The sequence below is a fragment of the Sulfitobacter aquimarinus genome, from assembly GCF_040149565.1.
In the GTDB taxonomy this organism is placed as follows: Bacteria; Pseudomonadota; Alphaproteobacteria; order Rhodobacterales; family Rhodobacteraceae; genus Sulfitobacter; species Sulfitobacter aquimarinus.
This window is the reverse complement of the sequence record NZ_JBEFLO010000002.1, coordinates 1-15,340: the sequence shown is the minus strand read 5'-3', so window position 1 is coordinate 15,340 and position 15,340 is coordinate 1. Positions and strand designations below refer to the sequence as shown.

Annotated in this window: 13 protein-coding genes and 2 pseudogenes; 7 read left to right on the top strand and 8 right to left on the bottom strand. The window is 54.9% G+C overall.

What is annotated here, in order from left to right; genetic code table 11:
• Positions 1-65: 65 nt before the first annotated feature.
• Positions 66-965 (top strand): LysR family transcriptional regulator, encoded by a 900-nt coding sequence (locus ABMC88_RS04170; RefSeq protein WP_349575585.1) that lies wholly within the window; start codon positions 66-68, stop codon positions 963-965.
• A 221-nt stretch (positions 966-1,186) separates the two neighbouring features.
• Here the strand turns inward: ABMC88_RS04170 and ABMC88_RS04165 are convergent, their stop codons facing one another.
• The 3 genes from ABMC88_RS04165 to ABMC88_RS04155 form a co-directional block, all read right to left on the bottom strand.
• Positions 1,187-3,487, bottom strand: coding sequence for a xanthine dehydrogenase family protein molybdopterin-binding subunit (locus ABMC88_RS04165; protein ID WP_349575584.1), 2,301 nt, complete (start codon positions 3,485-3,487; stop codon positions 1,187-1,189).
• Positions 3,488-3,491: 4 nt separating this feature from the next.
• On the bottom strand, positions 3,492-3,962 hold the full coding sequence (locus ABMC88_RS04160; RefSeq protein ID WP_349575583.1) for a (2Fe-2S)-binding protein: 471 nt from the start codon (positions 3,960-3,962) through the stop codon (positions 3,492-3,494).
• A gap of 628 nt (positions 3,963-4,590) precedes the next feature.
• Complete coding sequence (locus ABMC88_RS04155; RefSeq protein WP_349575582.1) at positions 4,591-5,367, bottom strand: glycosyltransferase; 777 nt, start codon at positions 5,365-5,367, stop codon at positions 4,591-4,593.
• 53 nt (positions 5,368-5,420) lie between these two features.
• Between ABMC88_RS04155 and ABMC88_RS04150 the strand changes: the two are divergent.
• Positions 5,421-5,937: pseudogene (locus tag ABMC88_RS04150) on the top strand (DDE-type integrase/transposase/recombinase); the annotation flags it as partial.
• Here the strand turns inward: ABMC88_RS04150 and ABMC88_RS04145 are convergent.
• Positions 5,901-6,446, bottom strand: coding sequence for a YaeQ family protein (locus tag ABMC88_RS04145; protein WP_349575581.1), 546 nt, complete (start codon positions 6,444-6,446; stop codon positions 5,901-5,903). The pseudogene ABMC88_RS04150 and the gene ABMC88_RS04145 overlap by 37 nt on opposite strands.
• 751 nt (positions 6,447-7,197) lie before the next feature.
• Here ABMC88_RS04145 and ABMC88_RS04140 point away from each other — a divergent pair.
• Entirely contained in the window at positions 7,198-8,358 is a 1,161-nt protein-coding gene (locus tag ABMC88_RS04140) for an amidohydrolase (protein ID WP_349575580.1), read from the top strand.
• Between the two features lie 302 nt (positions 8,359-8,660).
• Here the strand turns inward: ABMC88_RS04140 and ABMC88_RS04135 are convergent, their stop codons facing one another.
• Together ABMC88_RS04135 and ABMC88_RS04130 are read right to left on the bottom strand one after the other, a co-directional pair.
• A complete protein-coding gene (locus ABMC88_RS04135; protein ID WP_349575579.1) occupies positions 8,661-9,041 on the bottom strand; it encodes a VOC family protein in 381 nt (126 codons plus the stop codon).
• Positions 9,042-9,086: 45 nt separating this feature from the next.
• Complete coding sequence (locus ABMC88_RS04130) at positions 9,087-9,491, bottom strand: nuclear transport factor 2 family protein (RefSeq protein WP_349575578.1); 405 nt, start codon at positions 9,489-9,491, stop codon at positions 9,087-9,089.
• Between the two features lie 98 nt (positions 9,492-9,589).
• On the opposite strand from ABMC88_RS04130, the gene ftrA reads away from it, so the two are divergent.
• Entirely contained in the window at positions 9,590-10,567 is a 978-nt protein-coding gene (gene ftrA, locus ABMC88_RS04125; protein ID WP_349575577.1) for a transcriptional regulator FtrA, read from the top strand.
• A gap of 415 nt (positions 10,568-10,982) precedes the next feature.
• Here the strand turns inward: ftrA and ABMC88_RS04120 are convergent, their stop codons facing one another.
• The gene (locus tag ABMC88_RS04120) at positions 10,983-11,327 is read right to left on the bottom strand and encodes a MerR family transcriptional regulator (protein ID WP_349575576.1); all 345 of its coding nucleotides are present in this window, start codon (positions 11,325-11,327) and stop codon (positions 10,983-10,985) included.
• Between the two features lie 30 nt (positions 11,328-11,357).
• On the opposite strand from ABMC88_RS04120, the gene ABMC88_RS04115 reads away from it, so the two are divergent.
• A complete protein-coding gene (locus tag ABMC88_RS04115) occupies positions 11,358-12,515 on the top strand; it encodes an NAD(P)/FAD-dependent oxidoreductase (RefSeq protein WP_349576126.1) in 1,158 nt (385 codons plus the stop codon).
• Between the two features lie 650 nt (positions 12,516-13,165).
• On the opposite strand, the gene ABMC88_RS04110 is transcribed toward ABMC88_RS04115, so the two are convergent.
• Positions 13,166-13,360 (bottom strand): hypothetical protein, encoded by a 195-nt coding sequence (locus ABMC88_RS04110; RefSeq protein WP_349575575.1) that lies wholly within the window; start codon positions 13,358-13,360, stop codon positions 13,166-13,168.
• A gap of 712 nt (positions 13,361-14,072) precedes the next feature.
• On the opposite strand from ABMC88_RS04110, the gene ABMC88_RS04105 reads away from it, so the two are divergent.
• Together ABMC88_RS04105 and ABMC88_RS04100 are read left to right on the top strand one after the other, a co-directional pair.
• Positions 14,073-15,002 carry a LysR family transcriptional regulator gene (locus ABMC88_RS04105; RefSeq protein ID WP_349575574.1) on the top strand — a complete coding sequence of 310 codons (930 nt, stop codon included), beginning with the start codon at positions 14,073-14,075 and terminating at the stop codon, positions 15,000-15,002.
• A 127-nt stretch (positions 15,003-15,129) separates the two neighbouring features.
• A pseudogene (locus tag ABMC88_RS04100) lies at positions 15,130-15,340 on the top strand (hypothetical protein); the annotation flags it as partial.

Sequence of the window (15,340 nt, the reverse complement as noted above, 5' to 3'; positions counted from 1 at the left end):
TGAATATAAGGTTCTCTTGGTGGCATCATTGGGCTATTTAGGAAGTCACCGTTTACTGTGAGTTGATGATGGATACACTTCTAAGCCTGCGTGTTTTTGCCGAAGTCTCAGAGCACAAGAACTTTTCAGCCGTAGCAGAACGCCTGAACATCTCCCCCGCGATGACCAGCAAACACGTCAAACATGTCGAGGCCCGCGTGGGTGCGCGTCTGCTTAATCGTAACAGCAGAAACGTGAGCCTGACCGAGGCGGGCGCGCAGTATTTACAAACGATCCGCCCCCTGCTGGACGGACTGGCCGAAGCCGAGGCGCAGCTGACGACAGACAGGCTTTCACCGCGTGGCACGCTTAGACTGTCGATGCCTGTGTGGATGTCCAATCCGGCCTTCGCGAAGATGTTGACCGCCTATCATCAGCAACACCCGCATGTGGCCTTTGACATTGATCTGAGTGGCCGCAAGATCAACATGGTAGAGGAAGGTGTGGATCTGGCGCTGCGTGTTGCGTTCAAATTGGACGATGGGCTGATCGCCCGCAAACTGGCAGAGGTCACGTTTCAACTGGTGGCCGCCCCCACTTTTCTGGATCACTTTGGACGGCCCCGGACCCCCGAGGACCTGAACAACGCACCGATGCTTGCATATTCACAGGTCGCAGCGGACGGGCGCATCAAATTCGGCGGCGAAGCGGGGATCGATATCAAGCTTCGGCCAATCTTGACCAGCTCTAACGAAAGCATCCTTCACCAAGCGGCTGTCGCTGGCATGGGTTTCGCCATACTTCCGAACTGGGCAGCGCAAGACGATGTACTAGGCGGCCGACTTGAGCCAGTGCTGCCTTCGGTTGCTTGGCCGAAATTGCATATTCAGGCCATATACGCTGATCGTAGTTACTTACCTGCAAAGGTCAGAAGTTTTCTGGACTTTCTGGCGGGTCCGCATGGGTTCTCTGACATTCTGGAATAGCCTATCGCTGGCTGTTGCGGGGCCTCGGCGGGTTGCCGCATTTTCAGCGTTCGTTGCCACGCCCTGTTGCGCACCGCGCAACCGACCTCGCGTTTCAAAGGCTGTCCGAGCACGGCGAATGTCGCCTGCTCGCTTCTGGTTTGGTGCATCGGCGCTAATATGGCGATGCAGCAGGTTCGATGCGGTTTGCGGGCGCAAGGGGATGCGCCCGCAAGATTGGATTACGACTTCATCGCCGACAAGACAGCTTCGCTTGTGATTGGCAGATGGCGCAGACGTGCGCCAGTTGCGTTGAAGATCGCGTTGGCGATTGCCGGAGCGATTACAGTGGTGCCCGGCTCCCCAAGCCCGACCGGAACTTCCGCGCTCTCCACGAACTCGATCTCGACCTCTGGGACGTTCTCAAGGCGCAACGGCGTATAGGCCCCGAGATTGAGGTCCACAACATTGCCGTCTTCGATGCGCGTGCCCTCATGCAGGGCCATGGATAGCCCCCAAAGTGCTGCACCTTCGCATTGCGCACGTGCCCCGTCGGGATCAACGACAGTGCCACAGTCAAAGGCCAGCCACATTTTCTCAACGTTAACGTCGCCGGTCTCACTATCCACCGCCAGTTGGACAGCAGCAGCGGTCCAGGTCGGCATAGTGCGCGATTGGCCAAAGGTTGTGGCAATGCCCATGGATGTGCCATCCGGCAGATCGGTATTACCGTAGCCGGACATCTCGGCCACACGTTGCAAGACTGCCGCTTGGCGCGATGCGCCGCCTACCGCGTTGGGCGCAGAGCCTGCATTCATGCCTTCGGCCGTCAGGTGGTCGAGGCGGAATTGCAGTGGATCAGCGCCGACTTTGTGCGCGGCTTCGTCCATGAAGCTCTCGAGGGCAAAGTTCGTCCACCCTGGCCCAACGGACCGCAGCCAACCGGGGCGGAAGGTCTGCTCTGCCAGATCGTTGGAGATTGGCCGCACAAGGTGCGCCCCAACGGAATACCAGTGGTCAGCCCCATCAATGGCGAAAGGGTCATACGGCTCGTCGTTGACACCTTTTGGCATAAAGCCGGGTGCCATCACTTTCGTCGGCCAACCAGCGACGGCATGGTGTTCCATACCGGTCACCGCCTGCGCGCCGTCAAAGGCCATCCGCAGTTTTTGCACGGAAGGCGAGCGGATGCTGTCGAACTGGGAATCCTGCTCCCGCGAGAAGACCAACTTGACCGGTTTGCCAACTGCCTTTGACGCGAGGGCTGCGGGCACGATGTAATCGCCATTCAGACGACGGCCAAAGCCTCCGCCAAGCATGTAGCTGCGCATCACAATCTTATCTGCGGGCACTTCCAGTGCCACGGCCAGCGTCGGCAAAATCAGCGATTGCCATTGGTTGCCAGAGTGTGTTTCCCAGATGCCATCGGCATTCTGGAAAACGGTGGCGTTCACCGGCTCCATCTGGAAGTGCAGGACCGACTGGGTTGTGTATTCGGCTTCCAGCGTGTCGGCGGCCGCATCGAAAACGGCAGCAGTCTCGGGCTGTTCCGTGTGCAAGATCGAACCGGCATCGCCGTTGATGAGTTCGCGCCCACGCGCCTGAATGTCATCCTCCGACACATTCGCAGTCTCGCCTGCGGTCCAGTCAACGCTGATCTCAAATGCGGCTGACTGCGCGGCGTAGAGCGATTTACCAAGCACAACAACCCAACCCGGCACAGTGCCCGACGGATCATCAAGCACCACGGTTTCGACATACCCTTTGATGCCTTTCGCGCCGCTATCGTCGACGGAATTCACCTTGGAACCATAGCGCGTCGGCGGCATCATCGGCACGCCGTAGACCATGCCATCGACTTTGGCATCAAGGCCATAGATCGCCTGACCCGTGGTTTTGGCATCCACATCAAGCGGGTGCACGTCCTGCCCCACCAGACGCAAATCTGTATGCGGTTTCAATGGTAAGGCAGCCAGTTCGTCCTGCGTAAATGTGCGGTCTAGCCCATCCGCCACGAGGTCGCCGTAGCTGATGCTCTGCGTGCCATCGGTGATCAGGCCATCGCGGGCGGTCAATGTTGATGCATCAACGCCAAACTTTGCGGCTGCGGCTTCGATCAGTGCGGTGCGGCCCGCGGCCCCCGCCTGACGGTAAACCGGCCAGCTTTGCCAAATGGACCAGCTGCCGCCGGTGACCATCAGGCCCCACTTCTCATCCGTGTCCACATGGGTGATGTGAACATTCTCCCAAGCTACTTCCAGCTCGTCAGCAAGAATGCGAGCGATCGCTGTGCCGACGTGCTGACCCATCTCGGCACGGATAATGTTGACGTTGACCTGACCGTCTGCGTCGATCCAGTACCAGATCGAAGGCTCGAAGGTCTGGCCATTCGGCATGACCGGCATGCCATCCGCTGCTGCGGGGTTCATCGCGGCGCTGGACGCCTGAGGGAAACCAAAAGCAACCCCGGTTGCTGTCATGCCAATAAGAAACCCGCGGCGGGTCATCGGTGATTGTGTGTCGGAGCCTGTAAGGCGGGACATAAGATTAGCCATTGTCGGAAGCTCCCATTTCTGTGGCCGCGTTTCGCACTGCTTGGCGAATGCGGGAATACGTCATGCACCGGCAAAGGTTGCCTGTCATCACTGCGTCGATGTCTTCATCGGTTGGGTTCGGTGTGTCTTTCAGAAACGAGGCGGCCTGCATGATCTGGCCCGACTGACAGTACCCGCACTGCGGCACCCGAAGATTGCGCCACGCTTCTTGGACAGGGTGATTGCCGTTTTCATCGAGGCCTTCAATGGTTGTCACCTTGACGCCTTCGACATCAGACAAATACGTGACGCAAGACCGCGTCGCGGTGCCGTCGATATGCACTGTGCAGGCCCCGCAAGCGCCAATGCCACACCCGAACTTTGTGCCTGTCAGGCCAATCTCGTCGCGGATCGCCCAAAGCAGCGGTGTATCCGGATCAGCGTCCACAGACACCTCTTTGCCATTCAGTTCGAATTTTATCATAGCATCGTTCCTTTTCTTGTAATTTGCGCCGAACAGGGCTGCGGCCGCGGTTGTCAAAGTGACTGCATCAACGTCCTTTGAACGGACCACCTAGCACTCGACACCGCGCCTTCAAGGACTGCCGCAACGTCGCCTCCTATATCCTTGGCCGCGACATCGACATTATCGCCGCAAATCGTGGTCAAACTGACCGGATGAAAGACCTTTCATTGTCGCAAAACACTACTGATCTCTCAGCCTGAAGCATCACAAGCCTGGATGACTTCGACGTTTAATTCCGCGGTGGAAAAACAGACGAGCGGGAACTTATCGTGCTCAATGACACAAGCCAGAACATTTACGTGCGCATCGTGGACGCCTCGGGACCTCTGGACACCGACGAACTCACCTACGCACATCTTGTCTTCTGATGTCTAAAGGTTTGCTCTGAGTACGATCCATGCGAGCGAGAAGTTCTTGGACAATAACGCCGGAAGTGCCCCGAACCAATAAGCGCCTCACCATTGGCTGGCCTATTCAGGCCAAGGGCGTGCAACTGACGCATACGTGGTAAGACAACCGCAGGATTGTGTTTTGCACTGACGTCGAGAACGATCCGATACAGCGAAACCGTCGCAAGGGCCTAATTCTACGAAATTTCCGAATTGGAGACGATAAAGCAGGAGTTCGAGGAAGGCAGCACCTTCTGTTCGGTGTAGGTCTGTCCGATCAACCATCTTCCAGTTTTTCGGTGGAAAAGCGCAAACGTAACATTGGCGCCGCTAAACCGATCGAAAATAGCGACGGTTCGCTTCAGGTCATAATCCTGAAAAAGTGACCTCAGCAGCGGAAAACACTCAATCAGGGCGGGCAGATCATTGTCGGTTACGTGGTCTTCGCCGAACATTTCCCGTCTGTCATTCAAATCATGGACGGCCCGAATGTAATGCGGTTTGTGCCCGTAAATGGCGCGACTTGGATGGTTCCGATGCAATTTCTTATGCGCCGTGAAAAACGCGTTCCGCCGCGTACGCGTCCGTGCGGCTAGCACCAGGCCTTGTGTGTTGAACGGAACGCATCGGTGTAGCGGTGAGCAAGCCCCCTCCTCAAACACTGCCGCAAGCCCTTGGGCCTGCGATAGAAAAGTGTAGTGATCTTTGGTGCGAAACAGCGCCTTCAGCATAGAGGCTTCACGCTGCATCTCGTCGACAAAATCTATGGACACAGCATCATCGTCATCAAGAACGGCCTGCGCCGTGTACGGCATATCGTTCAATTCATCGCGCAAGTAACTCCGGAAGCAATTTCCTGCCATGTTGGGCTCTCGAAAGATCACATGCGCCCTACTACCCGGTATATCCGAGCTGACTTCGGTGAGATATTTTTTGTGTACGTCCGGCAAATCTGCCGAAGAGAGAATGATCAATTTGAAGTCGCTATCCGACTGTGCAGCAAGGCTCGCCAATGCAATCTTTTCAAAACCGCTGCCTGCGCCGTCATAGCGTGGGTAATTTGCGCGATCTGAGGACCAAGACAGCGCGTCCCAAGCCCAGCGGTTTTAGAGCCTACGAGCCTGAATACCTTCATATCGACGTGAAATATTTGCCGCAGATGGCCGATCAACCTCTCGCCGTTATCTGTTTGTTGCGATTGATCGCGCCACCCGCGGGGTGTTCATTCTCATCTACAACAGCAAGACAGCGGCCAATGCACGGCGTTTTCTGCGGGATCTGGCGCGGGCGTGCCCACTGCGCATTCGGACCATTTGCACGGATAACGGAAAATAGTTCACGGATCGGTTATTTGGCCTGCGTTGCACCGCTATGTTCGGCTTTACAACCAGCAGCTTCGCCAATCAGCCTTGGGCAGCGAGACGCCCTTGCAAGCGATGAAGGACTGGCATGAAATCGAGCCGGAGCTGTTCAAAAAGCGGCCATACTACCGTCCGGGATGTGACACCTACACAGCACTTTTCCATTCAATCGGCGTCACGTAAACGATGTTGTCATCAGAACTGATCATGACCTCGCCATCCTGAATATTTACTTGCAGCTTCATTGAGCGACCCGCCAGCTCACCAAGATCACCGGTTTCCTTCTCCGAAAGATTTATAACTTGAAGGTTATCAAAACGGATGGTGCTGTTTTTGATCTTTTCCCACCACACCTCTGCGGTTCTGCCGCCGTAACTATAGACGATCACCTTGCTGGCTTTACCACAGGATTGACGCACAACCTTCTCGCTCGGAAGCCCCAACGCGACCCACAACTCCAACTCGCCACCCAGGCTTTTCTGCCAAATATCTGGCTCATCGTCAGTTGAAAGACCTTTGGCCATCTCCAAATGCTCATGGGCATTCAGAGCAAAGGCCAGAACACGCACCATAAGCCGTTCATCCGTCTCGGAGGGATGCTTCGCAACAGTTAGTTTGTGCGATTCATAATAGTGGCGGTCCATGTCGGAGACGGAAAGTTCAACTTTATAGATGGTAGCTTTTTGCGCCATGATTTACCTCAGAACAGCGAAGATAGTGCTGCCTAATGCGTCTGGCGGCTTTCCGAAAGCTCTTATAGTTGCCCATGAATGATAAGTGTGGCGACGAGGTGTTGCCAAGGTGGGTGACTTGCAGCTGCTGGATGGTATATCCATTTCGGACATCACATTCATGGCTATGGCTGAAGCAACGGGCCCACTTCGCTCACAACCCATAGCTGCCGTGCGCGTACTGGGCCGACGCTGCGCTGCAGCTGCCCCGAAGCAGACATGGCGTATCTACGGCGGATCCGGCTTGTGAGGTTTCAAACATCGCTATTGTCGATGCAGGAACACCCAAAGCGAAAGGAGAACGACCATGAAACGTTACGTTGGAATCGATGTCGCCCAAGCGCAATGTGCCGTTTGAATTGTAGATGATGCGGGCACGATCCTGCCCGAGGGCAGTAGCGCAACGGACCTTTTTGACGCACCAGTTCCCCGACGCCATCACGAGGCGGCAACGCCGACCTCGGAGGGAACCATGAACCCGACGGGACCGAAATACGCCCTTGAATTTACGGCCGCAGATAGAGAACAGTTGCACAGCATTTTGACCCGTTCGATATCGGCAATGCGGGGCAAAGCTGACTTATCATTTTGCCAAAATTTTCGACTGTTAGAACCCCTATACCAAGCGATCTGGTGTCTATAAACCGAATGGTTATCCATTCAGTCATTCATTAAACTGCGACAAAGCGGAAATTTGAAAGTACCTACAAACATGCTGACAAATAGTGATTTTGTTGAACTTACAAACTTTCGCCGTGCGCTTCACCGCCGCCCTGAAATCTCTGGCGAAGAATCCGAAACCGCAAATTCCATAGTGGCAGCGCTGAAACCGATGTCGCCCTCACGGATTGTAACTGGATTGGGCGGGCATGGTGTGGCTGCGGTCTTTGATAGCGGCCAAGACGGCCCGACGGTCCTGTTTCGCGCTGAGCTTGATGCCCTGCCGATTGAAGAACGCAACAGCTCAATCGAGTGGCCTTCCGAGATTCCGGGCAAGAGCCACGTCTGCGGACATGATGGCCACATGACAATGCTGCTTGCCTTGGGGCGAATGATCTCGCGCAAGCCAGTCGCAAAAGGGCGTGTCATCTTGATGTTTCAGCCTGCGGAAGAAGATGGAAGCGGTGCGAAAGCGGTTGTCGCAGATCCGGCCTTCGAAGATCTCAAGCCAGATTGGGCCTTTGCGATCCACGTTGAACCGGGAAGCCCATTTGGATTTGTTGCGACCCGCGTTGGGCTGATGAATTGCGCGTCTCTGGGTCTGAAGATTACGCTGAGCGGAAAAACCGCCCATGCTGCCGACCCGCAGGACGGGGTCTCTCCGGCATTGGCTGTCGCCAAACTCATCCCGGCACTTGATGCGCTTGGTTATGGCGATGGTGGGCCACGCAACGACGATTTTCGATTGGTGACAATCACTCATGCCAATATCGGCGAGCCAACTTTTGGAATTGCCCCCGGCGAAGCCGAGGTTTTTGCTACTTTGCGCACAGCAGCGGATGCCAGCATAGAAAGTCTGGAAGGTGCAGCGCGCGACCTTGCCGCGTCCGTGGCAAAAGAATTCGGGTTGAGTGTGGGCTTTGAAGTCCACGACCACTTCGCGGCGTCCGTAAATGATGCCGAGGCCTATACGGTCGCAGTAAAGGCGATGGATGCGATCGGTGTCTCATATGGGGAAGAGAGCGTGCCAATGCGTGCATCAGAAGACTTCGGTGTATTTGGATGGAACGCAAAAGCCGCGATGTTGTGCCTGGGGCCGGGCGAAGATTATGCGGCCCTTCACAACCCGGACTACGATTTCCCCGATGACTTGATCCCAATTGGCAGTTCAATCTTTGAACGCATCACGCGAGATTTGTTGGGAAGCGCGTAGGGCATTATGGTGCGCTTGGAATGTTCACTCGCGCTCTCAGGAACCAGCACCTGCAACATGGCATCTTGTCACGCGGGCACCTGAAGCGCCCCGCCGACGGACCATAGCTGGCCTTGGCTATAACGACCGGCGCTGCATCGCAGATTTCCCCAAGCAGACATTGACCCGCTAGCGAAGTATTTTGACATGCTGGATGGCGGGACCGAGTGACCGTTCGCTTTGAGCGCTCGAATTACAGCTATTATACAACAGCCATTTGTTTGCACATTCGGCCGCCCGCTATGGTTTTGCAAATAGGAAGGCTACTCCATCGAATTGAAGCCGATCATGTTTCCTTCGGTGTCCTTGCACAGAAGAACCCAGCCGAAATCGCCGATAGCGAATTTTGGCCTGATGACCGAGCCACCAGCTTTCGACGCACGCTCTTGTTGCACTGCACAATCCTGAACCATGAAGTACACGATTGTCCCGCCAACACCCGGACCAGAGTGCGGGGCTTTGGTCAGGGCACCGCCCGCGCCATAGGCATTCATTTCGGCTGGAAAGCTCATCATTTGCGTTTCACCAGTGGGATCACCCATTGGTTCAAGTTTAGACCCGAGCATTGCTTCATAAAAAGCCACGGCCCGATCCAGATCGTCTACGTAAATGTCGAACCATCCGACAGCATTCATCTTTGTCATAACATTTCTTTCGGTTTGTTGTGAAAGGGGGGGGTGAGGTTTTGCTCAGGCCGCTACGCTTTGCGGTTTTTCGTTCGCGTCGATGGTCCTTTCCAAGTGCCAGATCTTGGACACGATCTGCCAACCTTCAGCGCCGTGTACAAAGCCAAGGTGATCAACGAACACAGAGTGATGCGCGCGAATCCGGATTTTGACGGTGGCACTGATCGGGGACAGAAAATCGACCATCAGGACCTCGGCCTCGCGCGGCTGGTCAACGCTTGCGGGTGAAACACGGCCTGCGACGTCACGGCTGAAACTGTCGATTGGCTCAACAAAGACGGTGCCGTTGTCGGCGTCGAACAAACTGGATTGCGGATGGAAAACTGCGTTCAACTTGGCGGTGTCGCAATTATGGATCGCGTCGAAATAGGTTTCGATTGCGGCGAGAAGGTCAGCTTGGATTGTCATCGTCATATCTCCTTTTCAATGTGATGACACAGACTTGCCATCGTTGAGGAAAACGCGATACTGTCGGAATGGACAATGTTCGGTCGGATTCTGCCAATATGACAAAATTTAGCTCACTTCCCCAAAAGCACCCGCTTGTTTGCGCTATTGCCTATGACGGGTTGTGCACATTCGAGTTTGGCATCGCCGTCGAACTTTTCGCCCTGCCACGCCCCGAATTCGACAATTGGTACAAGTTTGCCACCGTAAAGGCCGAGCCTGGCCCAATTCGCGCGGTGGGTGGTATTACGTTGGACGCGGAAGACGACCTTGGCCTATTGCGGGATGCCAGCCTGATCATTGTTCCGGGATGGCGCGGCGCTGATACGCCTGTTCCAGAAGACCTATGCGACGCCCTGCGTGCAGCTTACGGGCGTGGCGCGCGCGTTGCATCTATCTGCTCGGGGGTATTTGTATTGGCGGCTGCAGGGCTGTTGAACGGCAAATCCGCGACAACGCACTGGCGCTATACCGATAAGCTTGCTGAAGATTATCCCGAGATCACCGTCGATCCCGACGTTCTGTTTGTCGAGGGCGAGCGTGTCTTTACCTCTGCCGGATCGGCCGCAGGGCTGGATTTAGGGCTCCATATTATACGGCAGGATTTTGGCGCGCAGGTAGCTGCTTCGGTGGCGCGCCGTTTGGTTCTGCCTGCGCAGCGCGATGGTGGCCAGCGCCAGTTCGTGCCCCGCCCAGAACCAAAGCCCCGCATCGGATCTGGCTTGGCGGCTCTTCAGGATCATATCCGTGCATCAATCGACGAAGAATGGCCGATAGACCGTATGGCCAGTTTCGCCGCCACTAGTGGGCGCACACTGGCTCGGCGTTTTCATGAGGAAGCCGGGACAACCCCGTTGAACTGGTTAAAGTTGGAAAGGGTGTCGCGCGCGGCGGAGTTGTTGGAAAACAGTTCTATTCCGCTTTCGGATGTATGGGAAAGCTGCGGCTTCGGCTCGGCAGAGACCTTTCGCCGCGAATTTCGCAAATCGATGGGGGTTCCGCCCATCCGATACCGCGAACGTCTGGGTGCCCCCTGAGATACAAAGCAAAGAGATCGCTCAACCTGTGACGGGGTTCTCTGCCATCAAATACCCCCGTTATCAGAGACCGCCAAACCAGGGACACCTGCGCAACGCAGCGTTAATCACGATGGCTCGATGCGGCCATTAGATAGGTCGCTGAACCATGTCCGTCGTGTACTGTGGGCGTGAGCACATCCGACCCAAACCCGCCGTCTGACCTCTGATCCAGATGCCGCGGTGCGGCCCGTAAGACTGGCCAATTGCCGTGCCCGCGAAACCAACGTACGGCTTAATGACGGCGAGGCTGACTTTGCCGGCATTGGAGAACTCTCGCCTAACGGCCGCTTCATTCAGGCCAAAAGTTCAGCATAAAGTGCGCCGCGCGCAGTATAGACGCTCGCTGCAGATGCTCATTGACGCACTGGGTTGTTCACTTTGGTCCAGACAGCGCGTTTTCGAGAAACCGGACCACATTTCCAATCTGGTCTGCCCGCTCTTTCAGCTCTTCGATTTTGCGTTGGATAACGGCGCGTGCGAGGTCGCGGTCGCAACTCTCTGCGGTGGCCTCCACAATTGAGCGCAGGTCAGCGACTGACATACCTGCTGCTCGTGCACCTGCGAAAAATTTCAGCCAGACAAGGCAATCGTCTTTGTAGTTGCGGTAACTATTCGTCTCACTGTCACCGACGGTTGAGGTGATGAGACCGTTGCGTTCGTAGAACCGGATGGTGTCTCGGCTAACGCCAGATTTCTGTGCAAGTTCGCCAATACGCATCACTAAACCCCAAACCATGGACAAAGGTCTATTGTTTTTATTTCTCCATCGTCTACATGCGGCCAAGGACATGAAATTGCAATCACTTCAGACACTAGGACATCGCGCATGAAAAAACGCATTATTATCGTGGGTGGGGGCTATGTTGGCCTGCAACTGGCAAAGGCCTTGAACGGCAAAGCTGACGTGACGCTGATTGAACCTCGCAGCCATTTTGTCCATGCCCCTGCGATGATCCGCGCGGTTGTCGACCCGCAGGTTCTGGATCGAGCGTTGATCCCCTATGACGATTTGCTCAAGACCGGTCAGGTCCTGCGCGCACGTGCCAAAAGTATAAGTGCCACAGGCGTCACACTCGAGGACGGCACAGACGTGCTTGGCGATTTCATTGTTGTCGCGACAGGCTCTGACAATGCGATGCCGTTCAAACCTGCAACCGATAGCATCGAAGCGTTCCGCGCGGGCAGCGCACGCATCCATGCAATGCTGCAAGCCGCGCAAAGCGTCGCCATTGTTGGCGCAGGTGCGGTCGGGACAGAATTGGCAGGCGAAATCGCGCATTTCATGCCAGGCAAAAAGGTTACGTTGATTTCGTCAGAACCGTCACTGTTTCCAACCATGCCATCAAAACTTGGGAAAGGTCTGCAAGGTAAACTTAGTGATCCTGGCGTGTCGATGATCTTTGGTGCGCGTGCCGAAAACCTTGAGAGCATGACAGAGCCGTATGCCGGGGAACTTCAACTGAGTAACGGTGACAGAATTGCCGCCGATCTGATCTTCCCCGTCATCGGGTCTCGTGCCGCATCGAGCATTCTTGAGACGCTGCCCGGCATCACCAAAGGTGCTGCCAATAGGGTCCAAACGGACCCGTGGCTGCGCCCATCTGACCTGCCGAATGTCTTTGCCGCCGGAGATGTGGCAGAGGCCGGAGATGCGATGACAATCGTCGCTGTCAGCCGCCAGACGCCTTGGTTGGAGAAGATGCTGACGTCGCTGATCAACGGAAAAAAGAGCGAGGATACTGCCAAATACAAACCGTGGAGCAAAGCGCCTTTCTTAGTCCCCTTGGGGCCTCGGAAAGGGAATTCCTATCTCGTTATGTTCACCGCCGGAGATACGATAACACGTCTTATGAAAGGCAAGGATCTGTTTGTGTCGAAATATCGGAAGATGCTGAACCAGACCTAAGGGGGCTCACGTCTCAGAAGGGGAAACCACCACGCCTCCAATTTTTGGGATTTTCAGCTTTGGCCTCTACCATGATAGCAGACATTGGCTGCATAGCAGAAATTAGGGAATAAGGGCTCCAAACCGGCCCCGGATGCAGCGCGGCATTGCATGATGAATCGACAGCAAGCTGCGCGGCCGCATACTGGTGAAGATAAAGGTGGCGTCAGGCCAAATCAAAGAACGCGTGTCGGATCTTCAGAGCAAGACCCGGAAACCTGTGCGCTGGCTTTTAAAGCAGCGGTGCGGCGTCCTCAAAGTAGCCATTCGTTATTCATGCAGATTTCTGGCGGCAAGGAGGTCTGCTATTCGAAAAGGACTGTTAATCTCATTTGTAACTAAGTGCGCTAACCGCTGCTTCACCCTCGACTACGGTCGCATCGGCGGAATGGTCTGCAGTTCCCTCACCAGAGCAAGCGTCAAGCGTCAAGCGTCAAGCGGTATAGGGGCAGTCGGAAGGGTTACAGTAAATAACTTTCGCGTTCTGTCGAGCTCATCATTTCGTGGGCGCGTTGGTGATAGTTCTCAACGCTGATCAAGAAAATTATCCTAAAAAAAAGCGGCGCGAATGATCGTGCCGCAACAGTTGGCAGGCCTGTCAGAAGGCTTCGTTATTCGGAACCAGCTACCTTTTTAACACCCTTCACGGCCAGCTTGCCTGCGCCAACGGTGCCTTTGACAGCGGTTTTAGCGACGAACCCAGCTGTGGCACCGGTGTTGTTGGCTACTTGCTCTGTTGAGCAGGCTGACACTGTTACCATTGCGCCAGCCATTGCGATGATCATCATTTTCTTTGCATTAAACATGGTCTTACTCACTTTGTTTGCGTCGCTCGGTTTCAAGGTCAAAGACGAACGCGAGATAAGGCTTCAGGCGCGACGCCCTTCATGCCGTATGAAACAGTCGTAAAAACTGCTTCGGTTCGTCTTTGTTGAAATCTTTATAATGAGAAAGTTGAGAGCAGAAAAACGAATAGGAATTATAGTTGAGGCGAGTTTATCTCATGTACCACCGTATCAGCATGAGATTCACCTCTTCATATGGACAACCGCCGTGTTGTTCGGCGTCAGGTCGGGCAGAAATAGAAACCGTCAGGACCCTTGGGCGCAACATAAGAGCCCCCGTCATCATCTATGCAGGTCATTGGTGCTCTGGATGCCCCAATCGCGAGCTTGGTGCCCTTAACCGCCAGCTTCCCCGCACCTACAGTTCCCTTGACGGCCGTTTTCCCGACGAAGACAGTTGCATCGACTGCGTTCTCTGCAACTTGAACAACAGTGCAGGCCTGCATCCCCGAAAGGCTGATACAGATTGCGAGCACAATCTGGCGGCATGATAAGGGGCGTTTGGATGTCACTGCGATTCATTACTTCTATATGTGCGATGCCGCGGCCTGCGCATGCAAAGGTGTAACCGGCGCACGAACAAGGGGCACGCACCTTCCATATCTTACCAAGGTCAATCACACTCAAATGAATAATAATTGTGATTGAAGCGCGAATTTCTTATGGATAACCCATGGATATTACACTTATCAAAACATTCATTGAAGTTGCAAACACCGGATCGTTTGTGGCGGCATGTGATCGCCTATTTGTCACTCAGTCGGCCGTCAGTTTGCGTATACAGCGGCTGGAAGACAGTCTGGGACACCCTCTTTTCATTCGATCAAAGGCAGGTGCAGTCCTGACTTCTGAGGGTAAGCAGTTTGAACGCTATGCCTTAAGCCTTTTGAAGTTATGGGAAGAAGCGCGGCAACAAATCGCAATTCCCGAAGGGTACAGCCGCGCAATATCCATCGGTGCTCAGTACTCCTTGTGGCCACGGCTGGGGTTTCGTTGGCTCGATGCGTTGCAGATCAGGATGCCCGAACTCAGTGTGCATGCTGAACTGGGCATGACAGACAGGATCACGCGTTATCTGGTAGAAGGAGTCGTGCAGGCAGCTCTGCTATACACTCCGCAACTTAGACCTGGTCTGACAGTGGAGCACGCCTTGGATGACGAACTTATCCTTGTTGCATCGTATCCGGGGGCGACGCTTGATCTGAAGCGAGACTTCGTCTCAATTGACTGGGGTCCCGAATTCACCCATGCGCTGACGACCGCGCTCCCACACCTGACGGATTCGGGCCGGTCGATGGCACTGGGAGCCTTGGCAGCCGAATACATCGTCAACAGGAAAGCCGCTGCCTTCCTGCCTGCGCGGTCTGCGAAGCGTTATATAGACGAAGGAAAACTACACCTTGTGGCAGACGCGCCACGCTTTCCGTATCCCTCTTGGGTCGTTTGGCGAAATGATCTGCCTAGCGACATTGCGGATGCCGCGCGCGCAACTTTGGCAGAGGTCGTTCAAGCTGCTGAGATTGAACAGGAAACTGTCACGGAGGACATGGAAACGATGGAAAACTTCGAACCTGTAGAGAGTCCCGCAGTTACAAACGAGTAAAAATCACACCAAGCATCAATCAAGCTCGTTTAACCCACCCAATTGATGTGGACTATACCTGTCTCAGCAGAAATGCTTCCGAACCACTCTCGGATCGGATCACTTCTTTTTGGGAAGGGATACCCCAATGTACACTCTTTTGAAATTCGCCACAGCTTCCGCATTGGCACTGATGGTTGCGGCACCTGCAATGGCACAAAACCGCATCACCGGCGTTACAGCGCTCAACGATCGGATCGATGACATGGTAATCCCCCCATTTTTAATGGGGCTCAGCCGTAGAATTCATGCGGCTGTTTTCAGTTTCATGGCGGGTGTCATGCCGCCGATGCTCATTT

Coding starts and splice junctions, on each gene's coding strand:
- ABMC88_RS04135 (WP_349575579.1), bottom strand. CDS start 9,041: ATGACAAAGATGAATGCTGTCGGATGGTTCGACATTTACGTAGACGAT.
- ABMC88_RS04145 (WP_349575581.1), bottom strand. CDS start 6,446: ATGGCGCAAAAAGCTACCATCTATAAAGTTGAACTTTCCGTCTCCGAC.
- ABMC88_RS04165 (WP_349575584.1), bottom strand. CDS start 3,487: ATGTCCCGCCTTACAGGCTCCGACACACAATCACCGATGACCCGCCGC.
- ABMC88_RS04170 (WP_349575585.1), top strand. CDS start 66: ATGATGGATACACTTCTAAGCCTGCGTGTTTTTGCCGAAGTCTCAGAG.
- ABMC88_RS04110 (WP_349575575.1), bottom strand. CDS start 13,360: ATGTTTAATGCAAAGAAAATGATGATCATCGCAATGGCTGGCGCAATG.
- ABMC88_RS04120 (WP_349575576.1), bottom strand. CDS start 11,327: ATGCGTATTGGCGAACTTGCACAGAAATCTGGCGTTAGCCGAGACACC.
- ABMC88_RS04105 (WP_349575574.1), top strand. CDS start 14,073: ATGGATATTACACTTATCAAAACATTCATTGAAGTTGCAAACACCGGA.
- ABMC88_RS04130 (WP_349575578.1), bottom strand. CDS start 9,491: ATGACAATCCAAGCTGACCTTCTCGCCGCAATCGAAACCTATTTCGAC.
- ftrA (WP_349575577.1), top strand. CDS start 9,590: ATGACAAAATTTAGCTCACTTCCCCAAAAGCACCCGCTTGTTTGCGCT.
- ABMC88_RS04140 (WP_349575580.1), top strand. CDS start 7,198: ATGCTGACAAATAGTGATTTTGTTGAACTTACAAACTTTCGCCGTGCG.
- ABMC88_RS04160 (WP_349575583.1), bottom strand. CDS start 3,962: ATGATAAAATTCGAACTGAATGGCAAAGAGGTGTCTGTGGACGCTGAT.